Source organism: Protofrankia sp. CiP1_Cm_nod2 (assembly GCF_920664355.1).
GTDB lineage: Bacteria > Actinomycetota > Actinomycetes > Frankiales > Frankiaceae > Protofrankia.
The window spans coordinates 1-514 of sequence record NZ_CAKKTL010000398.1 but is presented as its reverse complement, the minus strand read 5'-3'; the positions used below and the strand labels follow the sequence as shown (position 1 = coordinate 514).

1 protein-coding gene is annotated in these 514 nt (G+C 75.3%); it reads right to left on the bottom strand.

The genetic code is table 11. The annotated features are described in order from the left end of the window. The coding region (locus NBW84_RS23905) for a glycosyltransferase (protein ID WP_445548842.1) at positions 1-514 on the bottom strand (514 nt) is incomplete at both ends.

The following is a 514-nucleotide window of genomic DNA, read 5'->3' as shown; positions in this document are numbered from 1 at the left end:
GAGAGCCCCCGCCAGCCCGATCACGGCCGCCACCGGCGGCAGCAGGTAGGTCAGCACCAGGCCGACGACGGTGCCGGCGAGCAGCACGGGCGAATGCCGCAGCTGGGTGTACGCGCTACGGGAGATCATTTTCCACAGGTCGGCGAGCCCGGGGTACGGGCGGACGCTGCGCACACCCCCGGGCCCGCGGTCGGCCAGGCCCAGCCAGATCCGTCCCCCGCCGCGCTTGACGGCCCTGGCCAGCGAGCAGTCGTCGATGACCGCGCCGCGGATGGCGGCGATCCCACCGGCGCGGTCCAGCGCGGCCCGGCGCAGCAGGACGCATCCGCCGGCCGCCGCCGCCGTGCGCGCCGTCGGCCGGTTGGCCCGGCGGAACGGGTAGAGCTGGGCGAAGAAGTAGACGAACGCGGGGATGACGAGCCGCTCCCAGCGGTTGCTCGTGCGCAGCACGGCCATCAGGGACGTGAGGTCGAGCCCGTGGCCGGTGGCGTGGCGGACCAGCCGGGTCACCGAG